Here is a 21,618-nt window from a genome sequence, read left to right as displayed (position 1 = left end):
CCGGTCGGGGTCCCCGGTCGGACGCAGGCAGGACGCGACACGCGGCGCGCGTGGAAGGGCTTGGGTAGTTCAGGCACTCCCGGCAATGGAGGCACAGCATGCCCGCACCCCGTTCCCGCACCGGCTGGCGACGATCCGGCCCGTGGTACCCCCTGCTCGCCTGCGGCGTCGCCGGCGTCCTCGCCGCTCCGGCCGCCCTGGCCGCGGACTCCGGCGCCCAGGACGCGAAGGACCCGCGGCCCGCGGCCCAGCAGGCCGAGCTGAAGAAGGCTTCGGAACAGGCCGCGAAGACCCACCGCCGTGTGGAGGTGCAGTCGCAGCGCACCCCGACCGCGCATGTGTACGCCAACCCGAACGGCACCTACACCACCGAGCTGCACCTGCCCGCCACCCGCGCGCCGCGAGGCGGCGTGGGCCTGTGGACCAGCGTCAACAAGAAGTACCCCAACACGTCCTACTGGGCCAAGACCGGGAAGGACGCGCGCGTCGGCCACGAGAACCAGACGGGCGGCACCTGGCGCTCGTACATCACCATGAACAGCAGGGACCTGCACAACACGGGCCCGATCAGCAGGGCCCGGTTCCGCATCCTCAACACGTGGTCCTGGTCGTGCCGCAAGACGCCCGTCCAGATCCGGGACACCGGTACGGTCAACCAGCACACCACGTGGAACAGCCCGGTGAACAGGAACTGGGACCGGTACCGGGTGCTGGACACGGTCGTCGACGCCAAGGGCCCCAAGGGCTGCCCGGCGGCCAACCTGTACTTCAACGTCACGCGCAGCGCCAGGGCCGCCCGGGACAACAAGTGGCCGACCATGACGCTGGGCCTGGGGGCCCAGAACGAGACGGACACCTACGGCTGGAAGAAGTTCGACGCCACCACCTCCACGCTGATCGTGGACTGGGCCCGGCGCTGATCCCTCGCCCCTGCCGCCCCGGTGACCTCGACGGTTCACCGGGGCGGACCGCTGCGCCGGCGTCCCGTCACCGCCCGGGCCGCAGCCGCCCGTTTTGATACCGGTACCCGATCATCAATACGATCCGGCGATGATCATAAGAAAACGGCTGGCGGCCGGGGTGTGCGGGCTGCTCGCCACCTTGGCCGTGGGGCTGCTCCCCACCTCCGCCACCGCCGCCGACGAACCGGATACGAAGAAGCCCGCCCCCAAGGTCGAGCTGGTGCTCGACGTCAGCGGGTCGATGCGGGCCCGCGACATCGACGGGCAGACCCGGATGGCGGCGGCGAAGCAGGCGTTCAACGAGGTGCTGGACGCGGTGCCGGGCGAGGTGCAGCTCGGTATCCGTACCCTCGGCGCGAACTACCCGGGTCCCGACCGGCAGACCGGGTGCAAGGACACCAAGCAGCTCTATCCGGTCGGGCCGCTGGACCGGACCGAGGCGAAGACCGCGGTGGCGACGCTCGCGCCCACCGGGTGGACGCCGATCGGGCCGGCGCTGCTGGGCGCGGCCGACGACCTCAAGGGCGGTGACGCGACCCGCCGGATCGTGCTGATCACGGACGGCGAGGACACCTGCGCCCCGCTCGACCCGTGCGAGGTGGCGCGGGAGATCGCCGCCAAGGGCGTCCACCTGACCGTGGACACGCTCGGGCTGCTGCCCGACGCCAAGACCCGCAACCAGCTCAGCTGCATCGCGGAGGCCACCGGCGGCACCTACACCTCCGTACAGCACACCGGCGAACTGCGGGACCGCGTGCACCAGTTGGTGGACCGGGCGGCCGATCCGGTGGTGAACCCGGTGGCGGTCCAGGGCGCCGAGCAGTGCGCCAAGGCCCCGGAGCTCAAGCCGGGCCTCTACAGCGACCGCGAGAAGTTCGCCGAGCACCGCTGGTACCGGGTGGAGGTGCGGCCCGGCCAGGAGCTGCGCGCCTCGGCGAGCATCGGCGCCGACCGCGCCGTCAACAACGACCACGGCATCCTGCTGCGGGCCTCGACCGTGCACGGCCGGGAGATCGTGCGCGGCTCGGAGGCGGGCGACGGGCGCACCGACGTCATCTCGTCCGGGCTGCGCTACCCGAAGGCGCCGCTGAAGAACGCGGACGGTGCCGCGAAGGACGCCCCGGAGACGGTCTGCCTCCAGCTCAGCAACTCCTTCTCGGCCCCCGCCTCGGTCAAGACCGAGCCGGGCCTGCCGGTGGAGCTGGCCATCGACGTCGTGGACGGGCCGTCCGACGCCTCGGACGCCGCCTCCTTCGGGCTCGGCCGCGGCTGGTGGCTGCTGGGCGCGCTGGTGCTCACCGGTCTGGTGGGCGGCCTCGTGTGGGGCTGGCTCTCGCGCTGGCGTGTCGCCGTCTGGAGGACCAACTGATGCGTACGCGTACGTTCCTGACCGCCGCGCTGCTGGCGGGGGCCGCGCTGTCCGGCGCGGCGGGCACGGCGGTGGCGGACAGCCCGTCGCCGTCACCGGGCAGCAGCGGCAGCGGTGCCGGGCCGACCGAGGCGGGGACCTCGTTCCGTACCGCGACGCCGGTCCAGCCGGGGCAGCGGGCGACGGCCGGGGCGTCCACCGGTGACTACCTGTACTGGGTGGTGCCGGTGGACACCGGGCAGCGCGCCACGATGAAGGCGAAGGTGACGCTGCCCAAGGCGGCCCGCCACGGCGCCTCGACCTGGCAGATCGACGTGTACGACGGGCTGCGGCGCCGTCAGGCGTGCGCCTACGGCGCGCAGACCAGGGCGGCGGCAGCGGACGCGGCCTCGGTGGAAGTGTCCTGCACGCTGCGCACGGTCCGGTCCTGGGCGGAGCAGTGGTCCAACGACCCGCTGCCGGGCGCCTACTACGTGCGGCTGACGGTCACCGGCCTGCCGCAGGACGACCTGGGCCTGCCGGTGCGGGCCGCGTTCGAGCCGGTCGTGGACCAGGCGGGCGGTGCGTACGCCGTGGACGGCAAGCTGTCCGCGCCGCTCGTGCCGGGTGTGGCCACCGCCGGCCCGAAGGACGACAAGAACGCGTCGGCGGGCAAGCGGTCCGCCGGGGCGCTGGAGCCGGAGGGCGGCTGGTCCTCGGGCCGGTGGTCCGACCGGTGGGTGTGGACGGCGGTGGGCGGCGTGCTGGCGGCGCTCGCCGGGGTCTTCGGGTATTCCCTGACGCGCGGCGCCGGCCGTCCGCCGCGGGTGCCGCCGGGCGCCTGACGACGCCCGGAGACGGCCGAGCGGGGCGGTACGCGGACGTGGTCCGCGCACCGCCCCGCTGCCGTACGGAATCCGGCGGGCCGGGACGCGGTGGTCAGTTCTCTTCGAAGACGGTGGCGGTGGTGGTGACCACGGCGCACTTGCCGGCCGCCCAGCGCAGCGCCATCGCGTGGTCCTCCGCGGAGAAGTCGGCCACCGCGTCGGCCACGAGGAACGCCTGGAGGTCGCGCATCCAGGCGTCGCAGGCGGTCATCAGGACGCCGATGTGGGCGTAGACGCCGGTGATCACGAGCTGGTCGCGGCCGAGGCCGCGCAGCCGCTCCTCCAGGTCGGTGCGGACGAAGCCGCTGTACTTCCACTTGGTCAGCACGGTGTCGTCCGGGCCGGGGGCGACCGCGTCGGCGATGGCCGCGGCGTGCTCGTCGGCGGGCAGGCCGGGGCCCCAGAAGTCCTGCTGGAGGCCGCGCTCGGCGGGGGTCTGGCCGCCGGGCTGCGCGGTGTAGAGGACGGGGATGCCGAGCCGGGCGGCCTGCTCCTTGAGCGCCGCGACGTTGCGCAGCAGGTCGGTGGCGGGGGACGCCTGGGTGTCGAAGGCCGACAGGAAGTAGTTCTGGAGGTCGTGGACGAGCAGGACGGCGCGCGACGGGTCGGCCTTCCAGTCCACGCGGTTCGCGGGCAGGTCGCCGGCGGACGGCATGGGATAGGGGGCGATGGCGGGCAGGGCCATGGTGCGGTGCGGTCCCTTCAGGACGGTGGGTGCGGGGCGGTCGGAACGGTTCGGCGGTGCGCGGCGGTCAGGCCGGTCCGGCGGTGCCGAGGGCGGCGGACCTGAGGTCCTTCTTGGATATCTTGCCGACGCCGGTCTGCGGGAAGGCGTCCACGAACACGACGCGGTCGGGCACCTTGTAGGCGGCGAGGCCGCGGGCGCGGACGAACTTCTTCATCTCGACCGGCTTCACGGGCTCGGCGCCGTCCCGCAGGATCACGTACGCGCAGGTGCGCTCGCCCAGGTACGGGTCGGGTTCGGCGACCACGTTGGCGTCGTGCACGGCGGGGTGGGCGAGCAGGTGGTTCTCGACCTCCTCGGCGGCGATCTTCTCGCCGCCGCGGTTGATCTGGTCCTTGGCGCGGCCCTCCACGACCAGGTGGCCGGTGGGGGTCAGCCGGACCACGTCGCCGGTGCGGTAGAAGCCGTCCGCGGTGAAGGAGCGGGCGTTGTGCTCGGGCGCCTTCCAGTAGCCGCGGATGGTGTACGGGCCGCGGGTGAGCAGATGGCCGGTCGCCCCCACGGGCAGGTCGTTGTCCTCGTCGTCCACGACGCGGATCTCGTCGTCCGGGGAGATCGGCCGCCCCTGGGTGGTGACGATGGTCTCCTCGGGGTCGTCCAGCCGGGTGTAGTTCACCAGGCCCTCGGCCATGCCGAAGACCTGCTGGAGGGTGCAGCCGAGCGCGGGCCGCACCCGCCGGGCGGCCTCCTCGCTGAACTTGGCACCGCCCACCAGCAGGACCTCCAGGCTGCCGAGGTCGTACGGGGTGGCCGGGGCGGCCTCCGTCCAGATGAGGGCCAGCGGCGGCACCAGGCCGGTGAGGGTGACGCGTTCGCGCTCGATGAGCGGGAAGGCCACGTCGGGGGTGGGCTGCGGGCTCAGCACGACGCGGGCGCCCGCGTACAGGGCGCCGAGCGTGCCGGGCGAGGACAGCGGGAAGTTGTGGGCGGCGGGCAGCGCGCACAGGTAGACGCTGTGCTCGTCGACGCCGCACAGTTCGTTGGAGCCCCACAGCGAGTAGATGTAGTCGTCGTGGGTGCGCGGGATGAGCTTGGGGACGCCGGTGCTGCCGCCGGAGAGCTGGAGGAAGGCCAGGTCGTGCGGGGCCGGTTCGGCCCAGCCCGGTCCGTCGGCGGGCGGGTCGGCCGGTACGTCGGCGAGGGCTTCGAAGGGGCCCGGGTCGCCGCCGGTGACGAAGACGTGCCGCAGGCCCGGGACGTCGGCCCGTACGGTCGCGGCGAGTTCGCGGTAGTCGTAGCCGCCGTGCTCGGCGGCGATGACGTAGGCGGCGGCGCCGGTGAACTCGCAGAAGTAGCGGATCTCGGTCTCGCGGTGGGCGGGCAGCGCGAAGACCGGCAGGGCGCCGAGGCGGAAGAGCGCGAAGACCACCTCGAAGAACTCGGCGATGTTGGGGAGCTGGACGACGACCCGGTCGCCGCGCACGATGCCGCGCGCGTGGAGTCCGGCGGCCAGCCGGGTGGCGCGTCGGTCGAGTTCCCCGTACGTCCAGCGGCGGCCCTCCCCCGCCGGGTCGACGATGGCGATCCGGTCCGGGTGGGCGGCGGCCCGCTCGGCGAGCATCCGTCCGAAGGTCTCGCCGCGCCACCAGCCCGCGGCGCGGTAGCGCTCGGCGAACTCCGCGGGCCAGGTGGGGGCGTGCGAACGGGCGTAGGCGTACTGATCGGTCACAGCTCTGCTCCGACGGCGCCGAGGAAGGTACGGAACTTGGCGCCGGTCTCGGCGGTCTCGGCCGCCGGCTCGGACGCGGCGACGACACCCGCGCCCGCGTACAGGCGCAAGGAGCGCTCCTCGGCCTCGGCGCAGCGGATGGTGACCACCCACTCGCCGTCGCCGGCCGCGTCGCCCCAGCCCACCATGCCGGTGAAGAAGCCGCGGTCGAACGGTTCGGTGTCGGCGATCACCTGGCGGGCGGTGTCCGTGGGGGTGCCGCAGACCGCCGGGGTCGGGTGCAGGGCGCAGGCCAGTTCCAGCGCGGAGGTCTCCGGCGCGGCGAGGGTGCCGGTGACGGTGGTGGACAGGTGCCACATGGTGGCGGTGCGCAGCAGGGTGGGCCGGGCGGGGACGGTCAGACCGGTGCAGTACGGGGCCAGGGCCCGGTGCACGGCGTCCACGACGACGGCGTGTTCGTGCAGGTCCTTGGCGGACTCCAGGAGCGCCGCGGCCCGGCGCACGTCCTCGGCCAGGTCGTCGCTGCGCGGGGTGGAGCCGGCCAGGGGGTTGGCGACGACCCGGTTGCCGCGGCGCGAGACCAGCAGTTCGGGGCTGGCGCCGAGGAGGGTGCGGCCGGGGGCGGTGGGCAGCGCGAAGGTGTAGCCGGAGGGGTCGCGGCGGGCCAGGCGCTGGAGCATCGCGGGGATGTCGAGCGGGTCGGTGCTGGTCAGTTCGAGGGTGCGGGCCAGCACGACCTTGCTGAACTCGCCGCGCCACATGCGTTCCACCGCGGCGGCCACGCCCGCGCCGTACACCTCGGGCTCGGGTACGGGTCTGATGTCCCACCGGGCCGCGGCGGGCGGGTCGGCGGGCAGCGCGATGAGCGGGTCGGCGGTCAGCGGCGGCGCGGTGCGCGCGGTGTCCGGGACGGCGAGCGCCGCGGGCGCGGTCTGGTCGAACGGCACCGCGCCGACGACGAGCGGCGCGCCGTGGCCGGCGGCCCGTGCGGCGTCGAGCGTGGCGGCGACCCGCTGCGGCAGCGGGCGTGCGTCGTGCGGGACCTCGCTGTGGGTGCCCTGCGCGAGGAGGGTGCGCGTGGGCGTGCCGAGGAAGCGGGCGCCGGGAGTGTAGGCGCCCAGCAGCCCGGTCGCCGCTCCAACGGCGGGGTGGGCCGGCTCGGCGAGGGGGACGTGCGTGGCGACTTCGGGTGCCGTCGGCACGGGAGCTCCAATTCTCGGAAGGTCGCGGGGATTTCCGGGGGTGACTGGTACGGGTGGGGACGCGGGGGCGTGCGGTGCGCGGTGACCGGGCCGTGGGCCGCTCCCGGCGGGCGGTGGCGCCGGGGTGCGGCGCGGGTCAGCGGAGGGTGGCGCCGCCGTCGACGTACAGCTCCTGCATGGTGATGTGCCGGGCGCGGTCGGAGGCGAGGAAGACGACCGCGTCCGCGATGTCGGACGGGTCGGCGATCCGGCCGAGCGGGATGCCGGTGCGGTACGTCTGCGGGTCCCCGGCGATCACCCGGCGGGGCGCGTCGTCGTCGGTCCACAGCGCGCGTTGCATGGCGGTGTCGGTGGAGCCGGGCGCGACGATGTTGCAGCGCACGCCGCTGCGGGCGAGTTCGAGCCCCAGGCACTTGGTGTACATGGCGGCCGCGGCCTTGGAGGCGGCGTAGGCGGCCATTCCGGTACGCGGCACGCCGGCGGCGTTGGAGCCGACGGTCACGATGCTCCCGGAGCCGCGCTTGACCATGTACGGGGCGACGGCCCGGGCCGTGTGGAAGACGCCGGTGGTGTTCACGGCGAAGGTGGCGGCCCAGTCGGCTTCCGAGAGTTCGGCGGCGGGGCCGGGGCGCAGGATGCCGGCCACGTTCACCAGGACGGCGATCGGGCCGATTTCGCGTTCGACGCGTTCGACGGTGGCGTCCACCGCGACGCGGTCCGTGACGTCCATGGCCTCGGCGGTGACGGGCCCCGCGGTACGGCTCTCGGGCGGCCGGGCCGCGGGTGCGGTGCGGTCGGTGGCCACGACGTGGGCGCCGTGCTGCGCCAGTGCCGCGGCGACCGCGGCACCGATGCCCTGCCCGGCGCCGGTCACCAGCGCGATGCGCCCGGTGAACTCGGCGCGGCCGTCCGGTATGTGCTCAGGCATGAGCAACCTCCCCTTTTGTTAGGCAAGCCTAACCTAATATAGGACAGGCGCCCAGCCACTCCGCGCCACCGCCCGCACACCGCAGGCATGGTTAGGCTAGCCTCACCTTATGCAAAACCAGCGCGCGGGCATAGCCGTCCCGGCCCCCGAACGCGTCGCCGGGGGCAGCGCGTTGCCGGGAGCGGTGGCGCAAAAGGCCGCCTCTCCGCCTGCGGATGACCCGGGCTTTACCTGTGCCCGCCCCACCACGGGCACCCGCGACCGGTCACCACGGACCGCCGGGACGGCCGCACGGCCGCGGATTCGCGTTAAGGTTAGCCTTGCCTTATGACAAATTGGCAAGAGGTATGACTCGTCCATGACCGCCCTTGCCCCGGAGAAAGGCCGGCCCCAGTGGAACTCCGCGTCGAGCAGCTCACCGCCGGATACGCCGGCCACCCGGTCGTCGACCGGGTGGACCTGACGGTCGAGTCGGGCCGGGTGGTGGCGGTGGTCGGCCCCAACGGCTGCGGCAAGTCCACCCTGCTGCGCTGCCTGGCCCGCCTCCACGAGCCCACGTCCGGGCGGGTGTTCGCGGGTGACGCGGACGTGTGGCGGCTCAGGCAGCGGGAGGCGGCCCACCGCATCGCGCTCCTCCCCCAGTCCCCGCAGGCGCCCGAAGCGGTCACCGTGGCCGGCCTCGTACGGTACGGACGCCACCCGCACCAGGGCCTGTTCCGGCAGTGGTCCCGCGAGGACGAACGGGCGGTGACCCGCGCCCTGGAGGCGACCGGCACCACCGGCCTGGCCCACCGCCGCCTCGACCAGCTCTCCGGCGGCCAGCGCCAGCGCTGCTGGCTGGCCATGGCACTCGCCCAGGAGACGCCCGTCGTCCTGCTCGACGAACCGACCAGCGCCCTCGACATCGGGCACGCCGTGGAGGTGCTGGACCTGGTCCGCGAGGTCGCCGCGGGCGGCCGCACCATCGTCATGGTCGTCCACGACCTCGCCGCGGCGGCCCGCTACGCGGACACCGTCGTCGCGATGCGGGCCGGCCGCGTGGTCGCCGCCGGCCCGCCCCGCGAGATCATCGACGCCGCGCTCGTCAAGGAGCTGTACGGCGTCGACGCGGAGATCCTCGCCGCGCCCTCCGACGGCGCCCCGGTGGTCGTGCCGACGGCCCGCGCGGCGGAGCCCGTACGGCCCTGACGGCGCCCGCCCCCGGGCACGTCCGCACACGAAGACGGGCCCGCCGTACGGCGGGCCCGTCTTCGTGTGGCCGGAAACCGACTCCTCAGGACACCAGCTTCTCCAGGTCGGCCGCGACCTGTCCGATGTCCGGCAGGGCGAGGCTGGTGAGCTGCGCCCGCCGGACCCGCGCGGCGGTCTCGCGGTCGGCCAGGATCTCCCGGCACACGGCGGCCACGGCCTCGGGGTCGGTGTCGGTGAGGTGCCGGCCGAGACCCAGTTCCTGGACGCGCTCGGCGTTGGGCAGCTGGTCGCCGAAGTTCGGCAGCACCGCCATGGGCGTGCCCGTGCGCACCGCCTCCCGGATGCTGTTGTAGCCGCCGTGGGTGACGAACAGGTCGGCGCATTCCAGCAGCAGCGGCTGCGCGAGGCGGTCGGTCAGGTGGACGTGCGGCGCCGGCTCGACGCCGCCGGCCGGTTCGATGCCGCCGGTCGCCACCACGGCCGTGCAGTCCAGCCGGGACAGGCCCGCGATGATGGTCGCCAGCAGCTCGGCCGGGTCGGTCATGCCCACCGGCAGCGGGGTGCCCGGGGGCAGCACCTCGCGGAACATCGGCAGCGCGGTGCCCAGCGCGGCGAAGACCAGCGGCCGGTCGGCCGGGAGTCCGGCGATCCAGCCGGGCAGCCCGGCGGTGCGGTCCACCACGGTGGTCTGGCGGTAGGCCAGCACGGTGGACGGGAACTTCGCGAAGGAGTAATCGGCGGGCAGGTAGTCGAAGCGGCCGTGCGGGTAAAGAGAGCCGGGCGACTCCTGCACGGGCAGCCCCAGCCGCTCACGCAGCTCGTTCAGCGCGGGCAGCAGCGCCACCGGGTCGAAGATGTTGACGGTGCCCCCGGGGATGGGCAGCTGCGGGATGCCGAGCTGCTCGGCGAGCAGGCAGGAACCGATGTCCATGCCGTCCCGGATGATGACCTCGGGGCGCACGTCACGGGCCACCTCCGCCAGGACACGGTGGCATTCGAGGGCCATGTCGCCGGCGAGGCGGTCGACCAGGAGCCGCAGGTGCGCTTCGGCGTCCGGCAAGGCGTCGGCCTCCGGCTGCGTCCCGTCGGCCGGCGTGTCCGCGCCCGCCGCCTCCTCCAGCTCCGCGGAGGCCCGGCCCATCCCGCTGAAGTCGATGCGCGGCAGGGTCGGCAACACCGTCACGGGGTCGGCGGCGAAGACGGGCGCCACGTCGGTCGTCGTCACCACGGTGACCTGGTGTCCGGCCCCGGCCAGCGCGCGGGCCAGCGGCAGCAGGGCTCTGCCGTGCGAGGGTGAGCCGGTCGCGGTGCACAGGACGCGCATGGTGTTCCTCATTTCAAGGGCCGGTCGGGGGGAAATGGGATCACCGTAAGAAGGCTCGAAAACACGTGTCAAAGCTGGGTGACGACATGCGGCGACATTGAGTCATCCGGCATGGAATGGGTGCGGGGAGGGCAGGGCGGCCCGTCCCGGCACCGGTTTGCGCGCCGTGCTCCGGGCGCGCGCAAGATGCGATCAGCGGCGGACCGCCACACGATGGGACCACGCAGGCGCCACCGCGCACGCCCAGCAGGAAGGCGGACATCCGACGTGGAGCACATCGAAGACCGCTCGACGCCGTCCGGGACCGCCGGTGCGGCCGGGGCCGCGTCCCCCGTCGAGGCCGCCCGCTCGTGCCTGACCTCCTCCGCCGTCTGCCTGATGTCCCCGGCGTCGGTGCTGGCCCAGCTGGGCGCGGACGAGGAGGCGTGGGCGCGGTTCGCCGCGCACTGGGACGATCTCGGAGAAGACCGGTACGCGGCCGAACGCGGTACCCGCAGACTGCGCCGCTACGGCCAGTTCTCGCTCACCCCGGCCACCGGGGAGCTGGTCCGGCTGCCCCACGCGCCCTTCGTACAGCCGAAGGACACCAACCCGCTGTACGAGACGGTGGACCGGCACTTCGAGCCGCTGACCGACGCGTTCGTCGGCGACCCGCTGCTGCGTCCGCTGTTCGACCTGCTGGGGCAGGCGGCGTCCGCGCTGGACGACGCCGGGCGGTGGATCGTCAAGGTGCACCCGTTCCGGGTGGTCGCGACGGCCGACGACGAGGGGGACCCCACGCCCGAGGGGCGGCACAAGGACGGTGTGACGCTGGTGTCCTCACTGCTCGTCAACCGGGAGAACGCGGCCGGCGGCCAGAGCTGCGTCTACACCCACGACGGGCGGGAGCTGCTGTGCACCACGCTGTACCGGCCGGGCAGCCTGCTGCTGTCGGACGACCGGGACACGCTGCACTGCGTCTCCCCGATCCGGCCGATGGACATCTCGGAGCCCGCCTACCGCGACGTGCTGGTCACCACCCTCGCGGCCGCGTGAGCTGCCGGTGGTCGTCGGGCGAGGTGACGTACGGCGGGTCACCGACGCCCGTCGGCCGCTGTGCTCCGCTCCCCCCTCGGCTTCGGTCGCCGCCGTGGCCCTGTCGCGGCGCGTGGTGCCGACGTGGCCACCGTGCACCACGCTGAGCCGAGGCTTCGGCCCGTTCTGCAAGAAGCGGTGTTTCCGGGGTACCCGTGGCGGGTGTTCTTCATCAAACCTCCGGGCGTGTACGCGCCCCAGGAAGACACCGGGATGCTGGCCGCGGCGCTCCGGCGGGAGACCCTGCGGTCCGGTGCGGAGGTGCTGGACGTGGGGACGGGCAGCGGTGCCCTGGCGGTCGTCGCGGCCCGGCACGGCGCCGGGCGGGTCACCGCGATAGACGCCGCGTTCGCCGCCGTGCTCACCACCCGGCTGAACGCCTGGTTCGCCGGACACCGCGGCCGGGTACGCGCGTGCCGGGGCGACCTGCTGCGGCCGGTGGCCGGGCGCCGCTTCGACCTGATCATGGCGAACCCGCCGTATGTGCCCTGTTCCGCGCCGGCGCTGCCGCACGGCGGCCGGGCGCGGGCGTGGGACGCCGGTCCGGACGGCCGGGCCGTACTGGACCGGCTGTGTGCGCAGGCACCCGCGCTGCTCGCCCCGGAGGGCGTGCTGCTGCTGGTCCATTCGGGGATCTGCGATCCCGCCCGGACGGTGGAGCTGCTGTCCGGCGCCGGGCTGAAGGCCGGCGTCACCGACCGGCGGTTCATCCCGTTCGGGCCGGTACTGCGGCAGCGCGCGCCCTGGCTGGAGGCCCAGGGGCTGATCGCCCCGGGCCAGGACAAGGAGGAGTTGGTGGTGATCCGTGCCCAGCGCCCCGCGTGAGCGAGAGCCGACAGGTCAGGGTGCGGATGGCGGGCGCAGGGAAGCGCGCCGGGTCATCCAGGACCCCGGGGGACCGGTGCTGATCGAGGGCCCCGTCGAGGTGCAGCTCGACGACGGGACGACGGCCCGTTCGGACCGCCCCTTCGTGGCGTTGTGCATGTGCCGGCGCAGCCGGTCGTTTCCCTGGTGCGACACCAGTCACCGCGGGCGCCGGCGGCCTCCGGCACCGCGCCGGGGCGCCGGGGGCCCGGAACCGGGTCAGCCCGGATGAGCCCGAGCAACCCGGTCGGCCGGTCCGGTCGATCAGCCCGCCGATCGGTCCGCCGATCGGTCCGGTCGAGGTGTCACAGCGGGGCGAACAGGGAGGTTCCGCCCGCCTGCCAGGCGTCCAGCAGATGCGCGCCCAGCCGGTCCTCCAGCAGGCCGGTGGCGGCGATGCCGAAGGCGACGTCCGGGGCGAGGGCCGGTTCCTCGCGCAGCAGGCCCTGTACGACCTGATGGCGCACCACCTGTTCGTGCACGGCGTCGGCCTCGACGTGCTCGGCGTAGAAGTGCACGGCGGCCGGCCCGGCGTCCAGCCGCTCCAGCGCCTGCGCGAGGCGGCGGGAGCCGGGTGACGAGGTGACCTCCACCCAGGCGAAGTGGCCGACCAGGGCGCCCCGGTGCACGCGGTGCAGCCCGAAGAGCGACATGAGGTTGTTGACGGCGAGCATCTGCCGTGAACAGGCGCCCAGGTAACGGCCGTAGGCGGGGTCCAGGCCGAGGTCGGCCATCAGGTCGGCGAAGAGCCGCGCGTGCACGCGGTCCGCCCGCCCGGCCCCGAACTCGTCGTACTCCACCGCCATCATCCCGGCCTTGGCCTGGCCCCACAGGCGCGGCACCACCCACAGGTGGGGGTCGGCCTCCTTGAGGTGGTACAGGGAGCGCTGGGCGGCGTATTCGCGGAGCTGCCACCGTTCGCCCTTGTCGCGCAGGAAGTGCGAGACGCCGGTGCCGTCGGCCGGTTCCACCAGGAGGTCGTCTAGGAGGGCGGTCACGTCGCCCGGCTGCGGGACGTCCGCGCGCAGCGCACCGAGGAACGCGCTCTCCAGGGCGGCCCGGAAACGCAGCAGTTCCGGGTCCCACTCCCAGGTGTCGGACACCGCGTCGAAGCCGCGGTAGTGCAGCTCGTAGCAGAGGGCCAGGGCGAGTTGCAGGTCGTCGCCGTACGGGTCCGATGCCGCCGCCGTACGGTCGTCCGGCAGCCGTACGGTGCCGGGCGGCCGTCGCAGCGCGGAGCCGACCGCCGCCGACAGGTCTCCGCGTGCCGGGGGGCATTTCACGTCGTGGACCTTCCCTTCACCCGACCGGGGCACGGTGTGCCGTGTGGCTCACGGGTGCCCCCGGCGTCCCGGGGGAAACGCGGGGCCGGGCCGTGCGGCCGCCCGGCTCCGGCCCTCGCGGTCCGCCCCCTCACTGTTCCCGCCGCTCCTCCTGCCCGCCGGACACGTCCGTCCGGGCGAAGTCGGTCAGCTCGTGGAGCAGCTGCTTCATCTCGACGAGCAGTTCGCCGCCGGCCGCGGCGGCCGCGGGGTCGTTCAACCGCCGGAACTCGTCCGCCAGCTCGTCGTACAGCTCCCCGGACCGGCGGTGGGCCTTGCGGTAGCACTCCTCCGCGTCCGCGCGCTCGTGGTCCGCCAGCAGGTCCGCCTCGGCCTCGCACAGCGTCGCCGCCTCGTCGGCGAGGTCGGCGTACCGCCGCAGGAACGCGGCGCCGGGCGCGGTCAGGCGGGCACGCTCCCCGGAAGCGCCCGACAGCGTACGGGTGATGGCCGTGAGGTGGTCGGTGGCCCGGTCCCACACGGCGTCGGCCTTCTCCGGCGGCGGCGGGGGCGGTCCGGTACGGCGCATCCGCAGACCGGGGTTGAAGCGGGAACTCTCGGCGGTCCACTGCCGGGCGCTGGCCAGCGCTTGCAGCACCTGGCCGAGCCGGCGCGCACGGTCGTGCCAGCCGGCCGCGTCCGTCGCGCTCCACTCCTCGTCGCGCAGGCCCGCGGCCATCGTCCGCAGCAGTCCGGCGGCCTCCCGGGGCAGCCGCCGGAGCTGGTCGTGCACGTTGCGCAGGTGCACCGGCGGCAGGACGAAGGCGTTGACGGCGACGCCGATGACCGCGCCGATCATGGTTTCGGTGAGCCGGTGGCCGACCTCGGTCAGCGAGTAGGCGCCGTAGGTGATGACGAACAGGGCGGTGGTCGCGCCGTAGATGCCCTGGGCGCCCAGCTTGCGGTGGGTGCCGACCAGCGTCATCACCGGCAGCACGATGAGCATGGCGCCCAGCGTGCTGCCGTCGGTCGCGGCCATCGCCGCGGACGCGAACAGCGCGCCGAGCACGATCACCACGAGCTGCTGGAGCGCGGACCGCAGGGAGCGGTAGACGGTGGCGTCGACCAGCGCCAGCGCCGTCCAGGGGGCCATCAGGGCCAGCGGCGCGTTCAGCCACCAGCCCGTCAGCGCCCAGGCGCCGGTCGCCGCGCCGGCCGCCTTCAGCGACTGGACGACGGTGTCCCGCTCCGCCCCGGAGTGCCGCGCCGCGGCGCGCACGGTGCGGCCGACCGCCGTCGCCTCCCACCACGCCCACCGCCACCCGGCGGTGCCCCGCTCCTTCGCCAACTCCGCCTCCCGGGCTCGCTCCCCCGCAGGTCGGGGCCCCGCAATGCCCGGCGGCCCGGCGCGCTGGGTACCCGTGATCGCCGGGGCTAGTCGTGCTGCCCCGGGGGCAGGTCCGGGCGTACGGCCGGGCGGGGTGAGGCCGGGACGTACGGCAGCGGGCCGGAGGTGCGGCGGCAGGCGGGCGGAGGAGTTGCGGCCGGGACGTCGTGCACCGCGTTCGAACACGCTCACCGGACGCTCGGCCGGCCGGGTGATCCCGGGCACCCGTAGGGGTGGTGACGCGGACCGCGGCGCTTCGGAGACGGGTCCGCCCGCTTTGACTGGGGTGCGCGCCCGCGTTCCCGTCCCCGGCCCTCGTGGAAGTCCAGTTCTGATGCGTATTCGTTCCGCCGTCCTCACCGCGGTCGCCGCCGCCGGTGCCGCCGCCCTGGCCCCGCAGCCGGCCGCGGCCTCCTCGTCGGCGTCGAGCCCGGTGGTCTCCTCCCTCACCGACTCCAAGGCCGTGCAGTTGCTGCGCATCCCGTTGAGCGAGCGCAATGTCGAGCTGGCCCTGGACACCGTCGAGACGGTCGCCCGGCCGCTGAACATGGAGAAGGGCGCCTCGTTCACCGGGAAGTGACGCCGGCCGCCCGGCGTCCACAGGGCGCACACACGTACGAGCCACCGCGCGCGTGTGCGCCCCCGTCTGCGCCTTTCCGCCCCCTCGTCCCGGCGGCACGGTGGTGTACGAGACCGGTACGCCGGACCTTCGACGAGGAGAGCGAAGTGATCCACATCAGTGAGACACTCATGCTGCAGACGGTCGAGGAGTTCCTCACCGCGGAGGAGATCTCCCGGCTGGTCAAGATCATGGACAGCGAGGCGGCCGGCTGGCGGCCCCGCCACCAGGCCGAGGTGCTGCCGGCCCCGGCGACCGCGCAGGAGGTGCTGGCCGACGCCACGCTGCGGGCGCTGCCCGCGATCCGGCGCAGCATGCCGTCCATCGCCGGGTCCGGCCACTGGGGGTACACCGAACTCGCCGTGGGCCAGGGCGTGCCCACCCACCTCGACGGCATCCACAGCCCGCGGACGCCGCCCCGGCGCATCGGCCGGATCGGTGTGACGATCGCGGACGCGGCGGAAGGCGGCCGGTTCTACATCGAGACCACCTCGGACACCGCGCCCTGGACCGACACGCTGCTGGGCACGGCCGACGGCTACGAGCCGGGCACGCCGCTGAGCCGCAGCCTGCCGCACGGCCCCGCGGTCCACGAGGAGACTCCGCAGTGGCTGAGCACGCCGCGCAAGAGCCGGTGGCTGACCGACGCCGGGCCGGGCGTGGCCGTCGCGTACGGCGCCCAGGTCATCCACGGCGTGACACCGGTGCTGCGCGGTCGCGTACGCAAGTTCGTCGCCGACCTCGTGGACACGGCGTCGGCCTGACGCCCCGTGCGGGTCCGCGGGGCCCGCACGCGGCAGGCCCAGCGGCCTCGGGCCGCTGGGCCCGGTCCTGGCCGGAGCGGGCCCAGCGGCCCGAGGCGGGCGCGGGTACGGCGTGGCAACGCACGGCACCGACGGTGGCACACAGCCCGCACCACATGGCGCCACGATAACGCCACCGCGGCACCATCCCACGCCAATCCGCCCTCCGCGCGGCGCCACAACGGCGCAATTCGACGAAGAAACAGCAGGTCAAGAGCGCCTGCGCCAACGCGGCGCCGCTTTGGCTCGCCATGGCGCCATCGATGTGCCATGATGGCGCTATGGACCTCACGCCCTACGTCGACAACCTCCGGGAAGAGCTGGCCGTCGCCGCGGAAGCGGGCGGCGACGACGCCCGCGCCCTCGCCGAGCGGCTCACCGCCCCCCTGGAGTCCGCCACCCGTCTGACCCTCCTGAACGCCCTCTCCGCCGCCATGGGCGAGGTCACCCGGGAGCTGGCGCCGGGCTCGGTCGACGTACGGCTGCGCGGACTGGACCCGGAGTTCGTGGTGACGGTGCCGCCCGCCCCCGAGCCGGTCCGGGAGACGCCGGAGCCGGCCGCCGAACCCGCCGCGGCCATGGCGCCACCGCCCGCGGACGCCGGCGACGGCGCCATGGCGCGGATCAACTTCCGCCTCCCCGCCCACCTCAAGGCCCGCGCCGAGGCCGTCGCGGCGGCGGAGGGCCTGTCGGTCAACGCCTGGCTGGTGCGGGCCGTCTCCATCGCCCTGGACGGCGGGGAGCGCCGCGCGGGCCCGCCCGGCCGCGGCAAGGAATCGGGCGGCCGGGGCTTCACCGGCTGGGTTCGCTAGCCCCGCCGCCCCACCCTGCTTCCACCGGCGGACCACCGCTCCGCCGGCATCACTCATCACCCGCTGACCAGCGGTTTCACCCACTTGAGCCAAGAGGACGGGACAGCCATGCCTACTTTTGAAACCCCGGGACCGATCACCGCCACCCTGGAGCTGGACGCCGGCACCGCCCGCATCACCGCGGGCAAGCGCACCGACACGGTCGTGGAGGTCGTGCCGCGCAACGGCTCCGACGACGACGACGTACGCGCCGTGCAGCAGACCCGGGTCACCTGCGCGGACGGCCGCCTCACCGTCAAGACGCCCAAGAAGCGGTCCCTGTTCGGCAAGCCGGGCGCCGTCGAGGTGAGCATCGAACTGCCCGCGGGCTCGGAGCTCCGGGGCACCACGGCCCTGGGCGGCTTCTTCTGTACGGGCGGCTTCGGGGACGTCACGCTCAAGACGTCGCTCGGCGACCTCCAGGTCGACGAGGCGGCCGGCGCCGACCTCAGGACCGACCACGGCGACATCCGGCTGGCCCGCTCCACCGGGGACGCGCACGTCACCGGCTCGGGCCGGATCGAGATCGGCACCGTCACCGGCGCGGCGACCGTCAAGAACGCCAACGGCCCGACCGAGATCGGCGAGGTCACCGGCGTCCTGACGGCCGGCGCGGCCAACGGCGACATCTCCGTCGGCATCGCGCACGGCAGCGTCGGCGCCAAGTGCGCCAACGGCCGCATCGACATCGGCGTCGCGCACGCCGGGGTCGACGCCTCCTCCTCCAGCGGCGGCATCCGCGTCCGCGACATCTCCCGCGGCCGCATCGATCTGCGCACCTCCGTCGGCGACCTCGAAGTGGGCATTCACGAGGGCACCGCCGCCTGGCTCGACACGAACACCAAGTTCGGCGCCGTACGCAACTCGCTCGGCTCCGCCGACGGTCCGGCGGACACCGACGAGACCGCCGAGGTCCACGCCCGGACCGCGACCGGCGACATCATCATCCGCCGCGCCTGACCCGGCATACCCCGACTCCGCCCACCCGGAAGGGAAACGGCATGACCACCCTCCAGACGAACCCGCCGGCCGCCGCCACCGCGACGGCGCGGGCGATCACCGCCACCGGACTGCGCAAGTCCTACGGCGACAAGCTCGTGCTCGACGGCATCGACCTGGACATCGCCGAAGGCACCGTCTTCGCGCTGCTCGGGCCCAACGGCGCCGGCAAGACCACCACGGTGGAGATCCTCTCCACCCTCATCGGCGCCGACGCGGGCGAGGCATGGGTCGCGGGCCGCCATCTGACCCGGGACGCCGACGCGGTGCGCTCCGCGATCGGTGTCACCGGCCAGTTCTCGGCCGTCGACAACCTGCTGACCGCCGAGGAGAACCTGCTCCTGATGGCGGACCTGCACCACCTCGACCGGCGTGCGGGCAGGCGGCGGGCCAAGGACCTGCTGCGCCGCTTCGACCTGACCGAGGTGGCGGGCAGGACCGCCGCCACCTTCTCCGGCGGGATGCGGCGCAAGCTCGACCTGGCGATGACCCTGGTCGGCGATCCGCGGATCATCTTCCTCGACGAGCCCACCACCGGTCTCGACCCGCGCAGCCGCCGCACCATGTGGGAGATCATCCGGGGCCTGGTCGCCGACGACGGCGTGACCATCTTCCTGACCACCCAGTACCTCGAAGAGGCCGACCAGCTCGCCGACCGGATCGCCGTGCTGGACCACGGCAGGCTGATCGCCGAGGGCACCGCCGACGAGCTGAAGCAGCGCATCCCCGGCGGCCACATCCGGGTGCGGTTCGCCGACGCCCAGGGCCTGGACACCGCCGCGGGCATCTTCGGCATCGCCACCCGCGACGAGGACTCCCTCACCCTCCAGATCCCGGGCGACGGCTCCCTGCCCAGCCTGCGGGCCGTCCTGGACACCCTGGAGACCACCGCCGTCCGGGCCGAGTCGCTCACCGTCCACACGCCCGACCTCGACGACGTCTTCCTGACCCTCACCGGTCAGCCCCGCCCCTCCGGCACCGCCGCACCGACCAAGGAGAACGTCTGATGGCCACTCTGTCCTACGCAGCCAGAGACTCCCGGACCATGCTGCGGCGCAACCTCAAGAAGGCCCTGCGCTACCCGTCCCTGACGCTCACCGTCGTCATCATGCCCATCGTGATGCTGCTGCTGTTCAACTACGTCTTCGGCAGCGCCCTGGGCTCCGGCATCAGCGCGCTGCCCACCGGCAGCGGCGCGTACATCGACTACCTCGCGCCCGGCATCATCCTGATGGCGGCCACGTCCGGCTCCCTGACCGCCGCGATCAGCGTCTGCGCCGACAAGACCGAAGGCATCGTCAACCGCTTCCGTACGATGCCGATCTCCCGCGCCTCGTTCCTGACCGGGCATGTCGTCGGCACCGTGATCCAGACGATGATCAGCGTCGCGCTCGTCGCCGGCGTCGCCCTCCTGGCCGGCTTCCGTCCCGACGCCACGCCCCTGGAATGGCTCGCCGCGCTCGGCCTGCTGGCCCTCCTCACCCTGGCGCTGACCTGGATCTCCGCCGGTATCGGCCTGGTCGCCAAGAACGTCGAGACCGCCAGCAACATCCCGATGCCGCTGACGTTCCTGCCGTTCCTCGGCAGCGCCATCGTGCCGCCCGAGTCGATGCCCGCCGGTCTGCGCTGGTTCGCCGAGTACCAGCCGTTCACGCCGGTCATCGAGACCCTGCGCGGCCTGTGGCTCGGCACCGGGATCGGCGACAGCGGGCCCCTCGCCGTCGCCTGGTGCCTGGGTCTCAGCCTGGCCGGCTACCTGTGGGCGCGCCGCGCCTTCAAGACCGGGGCCAAGCGGTAGGGCCCCTGCTCCACCGGGGCCGAGCGGTAAGGCCCCCGCTCCACCGGGGCCGAGCGGCGTCGCGCCGCGGCCCCCGCCAGTTCAGCAGAACCGACGATCACTGGAGACTCCCATGCCGTACGACCCGACGTCCGCCGGTGCCACCGCCGACAACACCACCGCCGAAGAGCTGCCCACGCTGCCCACCGACCGGCGCACCGGCTGCCCTTTCGACCCGCCCGGCGAACTCTCCGCGCTCGGCGACCGGCCGCTGCGCCGCATGCGCTACGCCGACGGACACACAGGCTGGCTGGTCACCGGGCACGCCGCGGCCCGCGCGGTGCTGTCCGACCCGCGCTTCAGCTCGCGCTACGAACTCCTGCACCTGCCGGTGCCGATACCGGGCCTGAGCGAGGCCGGGGAGATGCCGCCGGCGCCGGTCGGTGACTTCCTCGGCCTCGACGCCCCGGAGCACACCCGCTTCCGGCGCCTGCTCACCGGCAAGTTCACGGTCCGCCGGATGCGGCAGCTCACCGAGCGGGTGGAACGGTTCACAGCCGAGTGCCTGGACGCCATGGAGCAGGACGGGCCCACCGTCGACCTGGTGGAGGCGTTCGCGCAGCCGGTGCCCGCACTCATGATCTGCGAACTGCTCGGCGTGCCCTACGCCGACCGGGACCGCTTCCAAGGCCATGTGGCGACCCTCTTCGACCAGACCGCAGGCGCGGAGGCGAGGGGCGAGGCGTACGCGGCCGTCGACCGGTTCATGGGCGAACTGGTGGCCGCCAAACGCGCCGAGCCCACCGACGACCTGCTCAGCGACCTGACCGCCTCCGACCTCACGGAGGAGGAGCTGATCGGGGTCGGCGGGGTGCTCCTGGCCGCCGGGCTCGACACCACCGCGAACATGCTCGGCCTGGGCACCTTCGCCCTGCTGAGCAACCCCGCCCAGCTGGACGCCCTGCGCGCCGATCCCGGTCTGGCCGAGCAGACCGTCGAGGAGCTGCTGCGCTACCTCAGCGTGGCCGACCCGCTCCTGCGGTCCGCCCTCGAAGACGTCGAGGTCGAAGGCGAGTTGATCCGGGCCGGGGAGACGGTGACGGTGTCCGTCCAGGCCGCCAACCGTGACGCGCGCAAGTTCGCCGACCCCGACCGGTTCGACATCCACCGCAAGGCCACCGGGCACCTCTCCTTCGGCCACGGCCCCCACCAGTGCCTCGGTCAGCAGCTCGCCCGTGTGGAGCTGTCCGTCGCGCTCCCGGCGCTCTTCGCCCGGTTCCCCACCCTGCGCCTGGCGGTGCCGCCGCAGGAGGTGCCGCTGCGCGACCGCGCCAACATCTACGGCGTGATCAGCCTGCCCGTCACCTGGGACCAGGAGGGGAGCCATGAGCGAGCGTGAGCCACGGGAGCCGCTGCGGCTCGGCGTCGACCGGGACCGCTGCGTCGGCGCCGGGATGTGCGCCCTGACGGCTCCGGACGTCTTCGACCAGGACGGCGAGGAGGGGCTGGTGGTCCTCCTGCGGCCCGCGCCGGGCCCGGAACACCAAGCCGCCGCCCGGATGGCCGCCGGCCTCTGCCCCGCAGGCGCCATCTCCCTCAACTCCCCGGACAGCACGGGCGCGTAGCGCGCGTGGCACTTCCCGGACCGAGAACCCCGCACCGCGCGCCGGTGGGGGGCTCTCGCGTGTGCCGAACCCATCCGCCGCACGGCCCCGGCATGCGGCAC

General features: G+C 74.0%; 22 protein-coding genes. 15 read left to right on the top strand and 7 right to left on the bottom strand.

The features are described 5' to 3' along the window. The first annotated feature begins 98 nt into the window (after window positions 1–98). From ACH4FX_RS33985 to ACH4FX_RS33975, 3 genes are all read left to right on the top strand, one after another. Window positions 99–920: a hypothetical protein gene (locus tag ACH4FX_RS33985; RefSeq protein WP_398485300.1), complete on the top strand. Its 822-nt coding sequence runs from the start codon at window positions 99–101 to the stop codon at window positions 918–920. A 130-nt stretch (window positions 921–1,050) separates the two neighbouring features. After that, window positions 1,051–2,331, top strand: a complete 1,281-nt coding sequence (locus ACH4FX_RS33980; protein ID WP_398485299.1) for a VWA domain-containing protein — start codon at window positions 1,051–1,053, stop codon at window positions 2,329–2,331. After that, a complete protein-coding gene (locus ACH4FX_RS33975; protein WP_398485298.1) occupies window positions 2,331–3,155 on the top strand; it encodes a hypothetical protein in 825 nt (274 codons plus the stop codon). Before ACH4FX_RS33980 ends, ACH4FX_RS33975 begins: the two co-directional genes overlap by 1 nt. 94 nt (window positions 3,156–3,249) lie before the next feature. On the opposite strand, the gene ACH4FX_RS33970 is transcribed toward ACH4FX_RS33975, so the two are convergent. The 4 genes from ACH4FX_RS33970 to ACH4FX_RS33955 form a co-directional block, all read right to left on the bottom strand. Beyond that, window positions 3,250–3,882 carry an isochorismatase family protein gene (locus tag ACH4FX_RS33970; RefSeq protein WP_398485297.1) on the bottom strand — a complete coding sequence of 211 codons (633 nt, stop codon included), beginning with the start codon at window positions 3,880–3,882 and terminating at the stop codon, window positions 3,250–3,252. Window positions 3,883–3,949: 67 nt separating this feature from the next. Continuing rightward, window positions 3,950–5,611: a (2,3-dihydroxybenzoyl)adenylate synthase gene (locus ACH4FX_RS33965; protein ID WP_398485296.1), complete on the bottom strand. Its 1,662-nt coding sequence runs from the start codon at window positions 5,609–5,611 to the stop codon at window positions 3,950–3,952. Then, on the bottom strand, window positions 5,608–6,813 hold the full coding sequence (gene dhbC, locus ACH4FX_RS33960) for an isochorismate synthase DhbC (RefSeq protein ID WP_398485295.1): 1,206 nt from the start codon (window positions 6,811–6,813) through the stop codon (window positions 5,608–5,610). The genes ACH4FX_RS33965 and dhbC overlap by 4 nt, the downstream gene beginning before the upstream one ends. 136 nt (window positions 6,814–6,949) lie before the next feature. Continuing rightward, window positions 6,950–7,741 carry a 2,3-dihydro-2,3-dihydroxybenzoate dehydrogenase gene (locus tag ACH4FX_RS33955; protein ID WP_398485294.1) on the bottom strand — a complete coding sequence of 264 codons (792 nt, stop codon included), beginning with the start codon at window positions 7,739–7,741 and terminating at the stop codon, window positions 6,950–6,952. 393 nt (window positions 7,742–8,134) lie between these two features. Between ACH4FX_RS33955 and ACH4FX_RS33950 the strand changes: the two genes are divergently transcribed. Further along, window positions 8,135–8,929, top strand: a complete 795-nt coding sequence (locus ACH4FX_RS33950; protein ID WP_398485293.1) for an ABC transporter ATP-binding protein — start codon at window positions 8,135–8,137, stop codon at window positions 8,927–8,929. Between the two features lie 85 nt (window positions 8,930–9,014). Here the strand turns inward: ACH4FX_RS33950 and ACH4FX_RS33945 are convergent, their stop codons facing one another. After that, on the bottom strand, window positions 9,015–10,256 hold the full coding sequence (locus tag ACH4FX_RS33945; RefSeq protein ID WP_398485292.1) for a glycosyltransferase: 1,242 nt from the start codon (window positions 10,254–10,256) through the stop codon (window positions 9,015–9,017). A 267-nt stretch (window positions 10,257–10,523) separates the two neighbouring features. Here ACH4FX_RS33945 and ACH4FX_RS33940 point away from each other — a divergent pair, with 267 nt between their 5' ends. From ACH4FX_RS33940 to ACH4FX_RS33930, 3 genes are all read left to right on the top strand, one after another. Further along, window positions 10,524–11,291, top strand: a complete 768-nt coding sequence (locus ACH4FX_RS33940) for a 2OG-Fe dioxygenase family protein (RefSeq protein WP_398485291.1) — start codon at window positions 10,524–10,526, stop codon at window positions 11,289–11,291. Between the two features lie 201 nt (window positions 11,292–11,492). Next, window positions 11,493–12,155 carry a HemK2/MTQ2 family protein methyltransferase gene (locus tag ACH4FX_RS33935; RefSeq protein ID WP_398485290.1) on the top strand — a complete coding sequence of 221 codons (663 nt, stop codon included), beginning with the start codon at window positions 11,493–11,495 and terminating at the stop codon, window positions 12,153–12,155. Then, complete coding sequence (locus ACH4FX_RS33930; protein ID WP_398485289.1) at window positions 12,136–12,426, top strand: CDGSH iron-sulfur domain-containing protein; 291 nt, start codon at window positions 12,136–12,138, stop codon at window positions 12,424–12,426. The genes ACH4FX_RS33935 and ACH4FX_RS33930 overlap by 20 nt, the downstream gene beginning before the upstream one ends. A 73-nt stretch (window positions 12,427–12,499) precedes the next feature. Here the strand turns inward: ACH4FX_RS33930 and ACH4FX_RS33925 are convergent, their stop codons facing one another. Further along, on the bottom strand, window positions 12,500–13,477 hold the full coding sequence (locus tag ACH4FX_RS33925) for an iron-containing redox enzyme family protein (RefSeq protein ID WP_398485288.1): 978 nt from the start codon (window positions 13,475–13,477) through the stop codon (window positions 12,500–12,502). A gap of 130 nt (window positions 13,478–13,607) precedes the next feature. Then, on the bottom strand, window positions 13,608–14,804 hold the full coding sequence (locus ACH4FX_RS33920) for an aromatic acid exporter family protein (RefSeq protein ID WP_398485287.1): 1,197 nt from the start codon (window positions 14,802–14,804) through the stop codon (window positions 13,608–13,610). 373 nt (window positions 14,805–15,177) lie between these two features. On the opposite strand from ACH4FX_RS33920, the gene ACH4FX_RS33915 reads away from it, so the two are divergent. The 8 genes from ACH4FX_RS33915 to ACH4FX_RS33880 all read left to right on the top strand — a co-directional run bounded on the left by ACH4FX_RS33915 (window position 15,178) and on the right by ACH4FX_RS33880 (window position 21,517). After that, window positions 15,178–15,423 carry a hypothetical protein gene (locus ACH4FX_RS33915; RefSeq protein ID WP_398485286.1) on the top strand — a complete coding sequence of 82 codons (246 nt, stop codon included), beginning with the start codon at window positions 15,178–15,180 and terminating at the stop codon, window positions 15,421–15,423. A 146-nt stretch (window positions 15,424–15,569) separates the two neighbouring features. Beyond that, window positions 15,570–16,226 (top strand): hypothetical protein, encoded by a 657-nt coding sequence (locus ACH4FX_RS33910; RefSeq protein ID WP_398485285.1) that lies wholly within the window; start codon window positions 15,570–15,572, stop codon window positions 16,224–16,226. 320 nt (window positions 16,227–16,546) lie between these two features. Then, window positions 16,547–17,077, top strand: coding sequence for a toxin-antitoxin system HicB family antitoxin (locus ACH4FX_RS33905; RefSeq protein ID WP_398485284.1), 531 nt, complete (start codon window positions 16,547–16,549; stop codon window positions 17,075–17,077). Window positions 17,078–17,185: 108 nt separating this feature from the next. After that, entirely contained in the window at window positions 17,186–18,076 is an 891-nt protein-coding gene (locus ACH4FX_RS33900; protein WP_398485283.1) for a DUF4097 family beta strand repeat-containing protein, read from the top strand. A 41-nt stretch (window positions 18,077–18,117) separates the two neighbouring features. Next, window positions 18,118–19,122 carry an ATP-binding cassette domain-containing protein gene (locus ACH4FX_RS33895; protein WP_398485282.1) on the top strand — a complete coding sequence of 335 codons (1,005 nt, stop codon included), beginning with the start codon at window positions 18,118–18,120 and terminating at the stop codon, window positions 19,120–19,122. After that, complete coding sequence (locus tag ACH4FX_RS33890; RefSeq protein ID WP_398485281.1) at window positions 19,122–19,913, top strand: ABC transporter permease; 792 nt, start codon at window positions 19,122–19,124, stop codon at window positions 19,911–19,913. Before ACH4FX_RS33895 ends, ACH4FX_RS33890 begins: the two co-directional genes overlap by 1 nt. Before the next feature lie 112 nt (window positions 19,914–20,025). After that, window positions 20,026–21,291 (top strand): cytochrome P450, encoded by a 1,266-nt coding sequence (locus ACH4FX_RS33885; RefSeq protein ID WP_398485280.1) that lies wholly within the window; start codon window positions 20,026–20,028, stop codon window positions 21,289–21,291. Further along, complete coding sequence (locus tag ACH4FX_RS33880; RefSeq protein WP_398485279.1) at window positions 21,278–21,517, top strand: ferredoxin; 240 nt, start codon at window positions 21,278–21,280, stop codon at window positions 21,515–21,517. The genes ACH4FX_RS33885 and ACH4FX_RS33880 overlap by 14 nt, the downstream gene beginning before the upstream one ends. Window positions 21,518–21,618 lie beyond the last annotated feature (101 nt).

It is taken from the genome of Streptomyces sp. NPDC018019, assembly GCF_044327805.1.
Classification (GTDB): Bacteria; Actinomycetota; Actinomycetes; order Streptomycetales; family Streptomycetaceae; genus Streptomyces.
The sequence above is the reverse complement of the archived record's forward strand: the minus strand, read 5'-3'. Positions and strand labels throughout refer to the sequence as shown.

What these genes read in the sequence shown, in the direction of transcription:
- ACH4FX_RS33985 (WP_398485300.1), top strand. Translation starts at nt 99, where the DNA reads ATGCCCGCACCCCGTTCCCGCACCGGCTGGCGACGATCCGGCCCGTGG.
- ACH4FX_RS33980 (WP_398485299.1), top strand. Translation starts at nt 1,051, where the DNA reads ATGATCATAAGAAAACGGCTGGCGGCCGGGGTGTGCGGGCTGCTCGCC.
- ACH4FX_RS33975 (WP_398485298.1), top strand. Translation starts at nt 2,331, where the DNA reads ATGCGTACGCGTACGTTCCTGACCGCCGCGCTGCTGGCGGGGGCCGCG.
- ACH4FX_RS33970 (WP_398485297.1), bottom strand. Translation starts at nt 3,882, where the DNA reads ATGGCCCTGCCCGCCATCGCCCCCTATCCCATGCCGTCCGCCGGCGAC.
- ACH4FX_RS33955 (WP_398485294.1), bottom strand. Translation starts at nt 7,741, where the DNA reads ATGCCTGAGCACATACCGGACGGCCGCGCCGAGTTCACCGGGCGCATC.
- ACH4FX_RS33945 (WP_398485292.1), bottom strand. Translation starts at nt 10,256, where the DNA reads ATGCGCGTCCTGTGCACCGCGACCGGCTCACCCTCGCACGGCAGAGCC.
- ACH4FX_RS33915 (WP_398485286.1), top strand. Translation starts at nt 15,178, where the DNA reads ATGCGTATTCGTTCCGCCGTCCTCACCGCGGTCGCCGCCGCCGGTGCC.
- ACH4FX_RS33905 (WP_398485284.1), top strand. Translation starts at nt 16,547, where the DNA reads ATGGACCTCACGCCCTACGTCGACAACCTCCGGGAAGAGCTGGCCGTC.
- ACH4FX_RS33900 (WP_398485283.1), top strand. Translation starts at nt 17,186, where the DNA reads ATGCCTACTTTTGAAACCCCGGGACCGATCACCGCCACCCTGGAGCTG.
- ACH4FX_RS33895 (WP_398485282.1), top strand. Translation starts at nt 18,118, where the DNA reads ATGACCACCCTCCAGACGAACCCGCCGGCCGCCGCCACCGCGACGGCG.
- ACH4FX_RS33890 (WP_398485281.1), top strand. Translation starts at nt 19,122, where the DNA reads ATGGCCACTCTGTCCTACGCAGCCAGAGACTCCCGGACCATGCTGCGG.
- ACH4FX_RS33885 (WP_398485280.1), top strand. Translation starts at nt 20,026, where the DNA reads ATGCCGTACGACCCGACGTCCGCCGGTGCCACCGCCGACAACACCACC.
- ACH4FX_RS33880 (WP_398485279.1), top strand. Translation starts at nt 21,278, where the DNA reads ATGAGCGAGCGTGAGCCACGGGAGCCGCTGCGGCTCGGCGTCGACCGG.